Source organism: Verminephrobacter aporrectodeae subsp. tuberculatae At4 (genome assembly GCF_000193225.1).
Taxonomy (GTDB): Bacteria; Pseudomonadota; Gammaproteobacteria; order Burkholderiales; family Burkholderiaceae_C; genus Acidovorax; species Acidovorax aporrectodeae.
In genome coordinates, this window is sequence record NZ_AFAL01000089.1 from 1 (window position 1) to 7,166 (window position 7,166).

Below are 7,166 nucleotides of genomic sequence, written 5' to 3' on the forward strand. Positions count from 1 at the left end.
CCCCGGGGCGCCATGCGCGCGCCGCCGCCCGGAGGGCGTAGAGCAACAGGAACGCCGCGCCCAGCCACCGGAGCGCCGACGCCAGCGCAGGCCACGCCAACGCCGTGGCGCCCAGGCCCCAGACACCAACCTGAATCAGGATGGCGTCGGACAGCGCGCACACCAGCACCACCCCGAACACATGCTCGCGCCGCAGCCCCTGGCGCAGCACGAAAACGTTCTGCGCCCCGATGGCAATGATGAGCATGGCGCCCGACGAGAAGCCATGGACGCAGGCGTGAAGAATCGTCATGCGCCCGATTATTCACGCGGCCCGATGTCCCGCATGGGCGCAACCCCCACGCCACAACCGCACTCACCCGCAGCAAGCGCCAATGACCTCGCGCACCAGCGCGTCGGAGGCGGTACGCAGCGCGGCCTTGCCTGGTCCATCGATCACCACGAAGCGAATCTCTCCTGCTTCGGACTTCTTGTCGACGCGCATCAGATCGAGGTACCGCCCTGCGTTATCCGCCGCATCGATGACCGGCCCCCGGACAGGCAGGCCGGCGCGCTGAATCAGGGTTGTCAGACGCTGAACGAAAAAACCATCGACCAGTCCCAGTCTGCGCGAAAGCTCTGCAGCCATCACCATGCCCGCGGCAACGGCTTCGCCGTGAAGCCAGACACCGTAGCCCATGCCCGCTTCGATCGCATGGGCAAAGGTGTGGCCGAAATTCAGGATGGCGCGCAATCCGGTTTCCTTTTCGTCCTGTCCGACGACCCAGGCCTTGATCTCGCAGCTGCGCCGTACGACATGCGCCAACGCCCCACGGTCCTTGGCCAGCACGGCGTCCAGGGAAGCCTCCAGCCAGTCCATCAAGGCCATGTCGGCGATCGGACCGTATTTGATGACCTCGGCCAAACCGGCGCTCAACTCCCTTTGCGGCAAGGTAGCCAGCATGTCCAGATCACAAATGACGAGCCGGGGCTGGTAGAAGGCCCCGATCATGTTTTTCCCGAGCCGATGGTTGATCGCGGTTTTCCCCCCCACCGAAGAATCGACCTGGGCCAGCAAGGTGGTAGGAATTTGGACGAAGGCAATGCCGCGCATATAGGTTGCGGCGGCAAAACCGGTCACGTCCCCGATGACCCCGCCACCCAGGGCAAACAACACCGTCTTGCGATCACAGCCCCATTCCAGCAAGGCCGTAAATATGCGGTCCAAAGAGTTCCCATTCTTGAACTCCTCACCATCCGGCAGTTCAAGCACCCGAACCTGCGGATAAACCGTCGCCAAGAATGCCGTCCACCCAGCCAGGTGCAGGCGCGCCACCGTGGTGTTGCTTACCACCACGGCGGTGGTGGATCGGATATCAGCCAATAGCGGGAGCCCATCCGGGAAGATGCGTGAACCAATCACTATAGGGTAGCTGCGATCGCCCAAGGATATTTCAACTGAGTGCATGGGAAGCCAAAAATATCATGACAATGTCCATTCGTGTCGCAGTGCAAAATCCATCGAACAAGAGATCTTATTCTCAAGCAAAAGGATCCATCCGGATGGACTGGTCCTTTTGCATGTCATGCCAGTGTCGTTGGTGTTTACGCTGGAGGATCTGTACATCTCCGTGAGGCATCATTCTTGATGCTCAACATCACGGTGGTGCTGGTGGTCGGATGCGGTCGACGCATTGTGCAGTACCATTCTTGATGGTCAACGTCACCGTCTGTCTTATCAATTTGGTGTCATATATGTCGATTGGAATAACTCTGTCCGCATCTACACACCGCTCCACGGTGACAATCATATTGGGATTAGGATTAGCATTATTCATTGTTATCCTGATGAACGGTTGATCGTCCAAGCTGAACAGTGGTGCATAAGGTTTTGTACCACCATCGATCAGGAATAAAATGTCCCCCCTGAAATTCTCGTTGACATCATATTTGATAGGTGCAACCTTGATCAGGTCCGGGTTGATCGTTACCGAAATGGTAGTTGACTGGCCAACACTGTCCGTGACAACAACTCTGGCCAATCCCGCAGCAACCAGTGTAATGGTGACCACCGAACCTGAAATGGACGCCGTGGCCAGGTTCGTGTTGCTGTCCCTTGTATTGTCAAATGTCACAGCAGATTTCACGGTATAGGGAGCGGTACCGCCAGAGATGAGCACCTCATGGATTGTATTTGCAGGAGCAGTAATCGATACAGGATCGGCCTTCAGCGCAGGAGACGCAGAGAGTTGCACCGTCACTTTGACCTTCAGAGTTGCCACTCCAGTTGCATCAGTTACCACGATATCGGAGTCACCCGCTATGGACTGGGCCGTGACTGTGACAACGGCCGAACGAGAAATGCTGGCAACTACCGCACCGGGATTGGAACTGATGACCGTGTATCCAGGGATACCCCCCCTGACATTGAACTGCCGGGATTGACCTGCGGCCAAACTAAACGACTCGCCGGCGTTGCTGCTCATCGGAACGGCCTGTGTAGCGCCCTTGATTTTCACCTGTTGGGAAGGCAAACTCTCGTCGTAAACAACGATTTCACCCTCCTTTCCTGTTCCATAAGCACGAATCCATAGAACGTCATCCTCCACCTTGGCTTCCAAGCCACCCACATTGTTAAATGTATCGTAAGGCTTTGTCCCTCCGCGTATCTGGGTCGCCTCCCACCAACCGCCCCCTACAGGAAGGATAACACTATCAATCCGAGGCTGCACTCTCAAGGTGGCAGCAGGTCCGTTGGGCGTACCACTATTTCCACCACCACAGGCCGCCACCACAATGGCAACAAGCACGAACAAAAATTTAAGGGTATTTTTCATGATCGTCTCTATGGTTAGCAAATTACCTCTTCGGCCCATTGTCCGAAATGACTTTCGGAGTAATGAATACCAACATCTCGCGCTTCGTTGATTCTTTGGTTCTCTTTTTGAACAGATTTCCCAGCACAGGAATATCACCGATGAATGGAATCCTGCTTTCCTGATTCGTTTCTTCCATCTCGAAAATTCCGCCAATTACTACTGTCCCGCCATTTTCAATCAAGATTTGGGTTTTGATGTGCTTTGTGTCGATGGCAACACCCTGATCTGTGGATTCCCCTCGACTATCCTTGTTCACGTCCAAGTCAAGAATTATGCTTCCTTCCGGGGTGATTTGTGGCGTCACCTCCAGTTTCAGCACTGCTTTCTTGAACGCCAGCGTAGTTGCACCATTGGGCGCCGTCACGGAATAAGGGTATTCCGTACCCTGCTCAATCAGCGCCTTGGTTTGGTCCGCCGTGATGATTCGTGGGCTTGAAACGATACGACCTTTTCCATCGGCCTCCATCGCGGATAGTTCCAGGTTCAGGAACCTGTTGGCGGCAGCGTTGAAGATGGAAAGTGCGAAACTTCCGACACTGCTCTCAGTCGAAATGCTGGCGGGAAGATTTACAAAGTTCCCATTGGTGCTCGTGTTTCCTCCCGCACCGCTGGAGGCAATTGCATTATTGTACGAAGTGCCAAAAGCCACCCGGTTATTCCCACCAATTCCGTAGCCACCGTCTCCTCCGCGACTCGCGCGCAAGTCGGTTGCCCCCAGGCGCACACCCAGCGAACGGCCAAACGAATCACGGGCCTCCACAATGCGTGCCTCAATCAAAACCTGGCGGACGGGGATATCCAGATTGGCCAAGAGCAGACGAACCTCCTCCAGTTTACCGGGGGTATCCGTGACAAACAGCTGATTCGTCCTGGGCTCAGAAATCGCACTTCCACGTTCTGAAAGAAAACGCGAGGCCTGCGCGCCACCGCCACCAGCCGAGAGCTGCGTAATGAGATCGGCTGCTTTCGCGTAATTGAGTTGAAATGCCTGCGTCCTCAGGGGTTCAATCCGCTGTATTGCCTGCGCCGCCTCGAATTCCTTCTTGGTTCGGGCGTCAATTTCATCCTTCGGCGCAATCCATATTACGGACCCGGATTTGCGCATACCCAGACCTCTGGCATCCATGATGATCTGGAGCGCCTGATCCCAGGGCACGTCCTTGAGTCGCAGCGTAAGAGTGCCCCCAACCGTGTCCGAAGTCACGATATTGAAATTCGTGAAGTCAGCGATCACTTGCAGCAGCGATCTCACTTCAATATTCTGAAAATTCAGCGAAAGCTTCTCACCAGAGTATCCTGGGCCTTGTGTCAGTTTGCTCAGGTCCACCTTCTTTTGACGGATTTCGACAACGAACTGATTGTCACTCTGATATGCACTGTGCTCCCAATCTCCGGTAGATTCGATCAGCATGCGGACACGCTCGCCTGATTGTGTCGTAGTCACCGTTTGCACGGGCGTTCCAAAATCGCTCACATCGAGGCGCCGACGCAATCCTTCAGGCAGAGAGGAATGCAAGAATTCGATCACGATTCCCTTTGGCTGCTGTTGAAGATCCACTCCAACCTGTGTGCTGGCCAGATTGACGATCACACGACCAGAGCCATCGGTGCCACGGCGAAAATCAATATCCTTCAAGGATGATATTTCGCCACTTTCATTTTCAGAAACGTTGGCCGCAGGAGTCGCCGCGGCAGAAGACGCAGCAGCTGCTGACCCCAAAGACAAAACAAGCGATTTCCCTTGGATATCGGTATGGTAGGATGATGGTGATTTCAAATTCAAAATCACACGCGTGCGCCCGCTGGTTTGAACGATATTCACAGATTTCAAATTTCCAAGATTCATCTCGTGTACGGATTTTCCCGTGGAATTGGAAACCCCTTGAAAGTCAAGTGCGATGCGTGCCGGCGACTGCGTTGCAAACCCCGTTGGAGGTTTCGCCAGAGCATCAGAAAAGTCGATCTTCAAGACCTCCACTCCGCCTTGTACGCTGGATGCAAGCGCGTTGATTTCCACCTGTGCAGCCGCAGCAAAAGAAAGGATTGCAATAAAGACTCCCATAGCAGCGTTACGGAAGAAATTCATAAACAAACCATTATTGTGTTTCATTTTTTACCCTCTTGCAGGTCAAGCGACGCTGAGCGCTCCACCCAATCCCCGGTTGTGTCCTGCACTATTTCACGCAATTGAATCGAAGACTCGGTTATTTTGACGATTTTCCCATAATTTTTTCCCAGGTAGTTTCCGATTTTAACCTGATAGATCAAATTATCAATTCGCAACAATGCAGTGGGCGTATCCTCTTTGTTCAAACTGCCCACCATGGCTATCGACTCCAACGCAAATACTTCCAAAGGCTCTTTGCGTCGGGCCATCTCGGGAGCAACCAACGCCGAGTTGGATGCAGTCTGTCCGGAATCGCGTTGCAAGATCTGGGTCAATCTGAGCGCGTTGAAGGGCTCTGTCGCATCGCCCTGTGTATATGATTCAGGGACGAATTTTTTGGGCTCTTCCAAAGGTTTGACACCAGGCCTTGCATTGGCTCGCTGATCCGCCATCCACTGGTGCAACTCCTCCTGCCCTGCGGGACCGCAACCCGACAAGATGAATGCCAGCAAGACTGAAAGTAACGCTCGACGGGCTTTCATCACTTGGCACCCCCGCTTTTTTCTGAGCTTGAACTTCTCCGGGGTCCAGATATCTGTAAGTGCGGGCTGTAACCTCCATCGCCAGCGCATCGTTCACCGGTGTAATGGATATGTTGTTGAGCGTCACGATGCGCGAAAGATGAGCCACATCCGATGCGAAAGCGCCAATATCGTGGTACTTCCCCGTCACACGAATTGCTATGGGAAGTTCAGCGTAATAATCTTTGACAGCAACCTGACCGGGTTTGAAAAGGTCAAACTTCAGATTTCGACTCGCGCCGGACTTGGTTATATCCGAAACCAGGTCTGCCATTTCAGCTTTGTTGGGCAGCTGTTTTTCCAACTGCACGACGTAATGTTGAATCTGCTCCCTCTGTTTTTTCAAGCTCTCCAAATTGACTGCCTTGACCAAATTTTTTTGAAATTCATCCCGCGCGGTGGCCTCCTTGCTGCGCTCACCGTCCAATTCGGTCTCATAGTCCTTCAAGAAAACAAACCATGCGACAAATGCAACAGCCACGACTATCAACAAAAAGAGGGCCATCCTGGGGACCGTTGGCCAATTGGAAGGATCTTTCGGATCCAGATTTTTGAATTGTCGCTGAACTATATCCATCCGTTCAGCAAAGCTGATGGAGTTTTCTTTCTCTTTCGCCATGTCACTTTCCTCCCGGCGAAGCAGCATTCGCGGCAGCGGCTGTTTTTTTGGCGTCACTCTCCCGAACCATTTGAAACTTGAGGTTGAAGGCAGGAACCTGCCGATTACCTTGACTCTGACCCAGGGGAATTGTTCCGTTAACGATTTCTGTCAAATCAGGCTTGGCCATCCATGCTGAATTCTCAGCAAGATTGTGCAGCAGCTCGGACACCCGCTCATTCGACTGGGCCATTCCCTGCATGGCAATCGTTTTCTCTGCTTGTTTGATCCCTGTAACATATACCCCGTCCGGCAATTGCTTGACCAATTCATTCAGCAGGTGGACAGGCAGGTTTCTGTCTGACTGGAGATCTTCTACGGCTTTTTGCCGAGCACGCAACGCAGCAATGTCGTCTTCTATGGTCGCGATTTCCTTGATCTGCCCTTCCAGAGTCTTGATTTCCTGCTGAAGAAAGCCGTTCCTGACCTGCTGATCCGCGATCAGCATCTGAAACCACCAATAAATGGCGCCAGAAATCGCCAACCCGCAGAGAAACGACGCAAACAACATGCCCTTGAACGCCTCCTTGCGGCGTTTCCGGGCTTCCTCCCGGTGGGGTAGCAAGTTAATCAGTATCACTGCAAGAATCTCCGCATGGCAAGACCGCAAGATGTCAAGTAGGACGGCGCTTCACGCACCAATTTTTTCAATCGAACGGAATTTCCCATTTCCATGCCATCGAAGGGATTGGCCACGCTGCACGCAATTCCGGTTTGTTGGGTGACTGCCTCGGTGAGCCCCGTCAAAGGAGCCGAGCCTCCTGCGAGCAGGATGTGGTCCGCACGGCTATGTGCTGTGCTGGTAAAGAAGAACTGCAAAGCCCTGCCAATTTCTTGCGCCAAGCTGTCAGCAAACGGACGCAGCACGACAAATTGATAATCGTCGGGAAGATCGCCACTGCGCTTCTTGTTTTCTGCCTCCTCCACCGAAAAGCCATATTGGCGCATGATCAACTGCGTCA

General features: G+C 53.5%; 7 protein-coding genes and 1 pseudogene. All 8 read right to left on the reverse strand.

The window, feature by feature from the left end; genetic code table 11:
* Positions 1–292: LysE/ArgO family amino acid transporter (locus VTU_RS0103755; RefSeq protein WP_010100919.1), on the reverse strand; the 292-nt coding region annotated here is incomplete at its 3' end.
* Positions 293–355: 63 nt separating this feature from the next.
* Positions 356–1,447 carry a 3-dehydroquinate synthase gene (gene aroB, locus VTU_RS0103760; RefSeq protein ID WP_029554076.1) on the reverse strand — a complete coding sequence of 364 codons (1,092 nt, stop codon included), beginning with the start codon at positions 1,445–1,447 and terminating at the stop codon, positions 356–358.
* Between the two features lie 190 nt (positions 1,448–1,637).
* A complete protein-coding gene (locus VTU_RS32450; protein ID WP_138927783.1) occupies positions 1,638–2,816 on the reverse strand; it encodes a hypothetical protein in 1,179 nt (392 codons plus the stop codon).
* A 22-nt stretch (positions 2,817–2,838) separates the two neighbouring features.
* A complete protein-coding gene (locus VTU_RS0103765; RefSeq protein ID WP_010100922.1) occupies positions 2,839–4,968 on the reverse strand; it encodes a type IV pilus secretin PilQ in 2,130 nt (709 codons plus the stop codon).
* Positions 4,965–5,507: a pilus assembly protein PilP gene (locus tag VTU_RS0103770; protein WP_029554078.1), complete on the reverse strand. Its 543-nt coding sequence runs from the start codon at positions 5,505–5,507 to the stop codon at positions 4,965–4,967. Before VTU_RS0103770 ends, VTU_RS0103765 begins: the two co-directional genes overlap by 4 nt.
* A gap of 13 nt (positions 5,508–5,520) precedes the next feature.
* Positions 5,521–6,165, reverse strand: a pseudogene (locus VTU_RS25550) (type IV pilus inner membrane component PilO); the annotation flags it as partial.
* 1 nt (position 6,166) lies between these two features.
* Positions 6,167–6,784 (reverse strand): PilN domain-containing protein, encoded by a 618-nt coding sequence (locus VTU_RS0103780; RefSeq protein ID WP_010100929.1) that lies wholly within the window; start codon positions 6,782–6,784, stop codon positions 6,167–6,169.
* Positions 6,781–7,166: pilus assembly protein PilM (gene pilM, locus VTU_RS0103785; RefSeq protein WP_010100930.1), on the reverse strand; the 386-nt coding region annotated here is incomplete at its 5' end. The genes pilM and VTU_RS0103780, both read right to left, overlap by 4 nt.

What these genes read in the sequence shown, in the direction of transcription:
- aroB (WP_029554076.1), bottom strand. Translation starts at nt 1,447, where the DNA reads ATGCACTCAGTTGAAATATCCTTGGGCGATCGCAGCTACCCTATAGTG.
- VTU_RS32450 (WP_138927783.1), bottom strand. Translation starts at nt 2,816, where the DNA reads ATGAAAAATACCCTTAAATTTTTGTTCGTGCTTGTTGCCATTGTGGTG.
- VTU_RS0103765 (WP_010100922.1), bottom strand. Translation starts at nt 4,968, where the DNA reads ATGAAACACAATAATGGTTTGTTTATGAATTTCTTCCGTAACGCTGCT.
- VTU_RS0103770 (WP_029554078.1), bottom strand. Translation starts at nt 5,507, where the DNA reads ATGAAAGCCCGTCGAGCGTTACTTTCAGTCTTGCTGGCATTCATCTTG.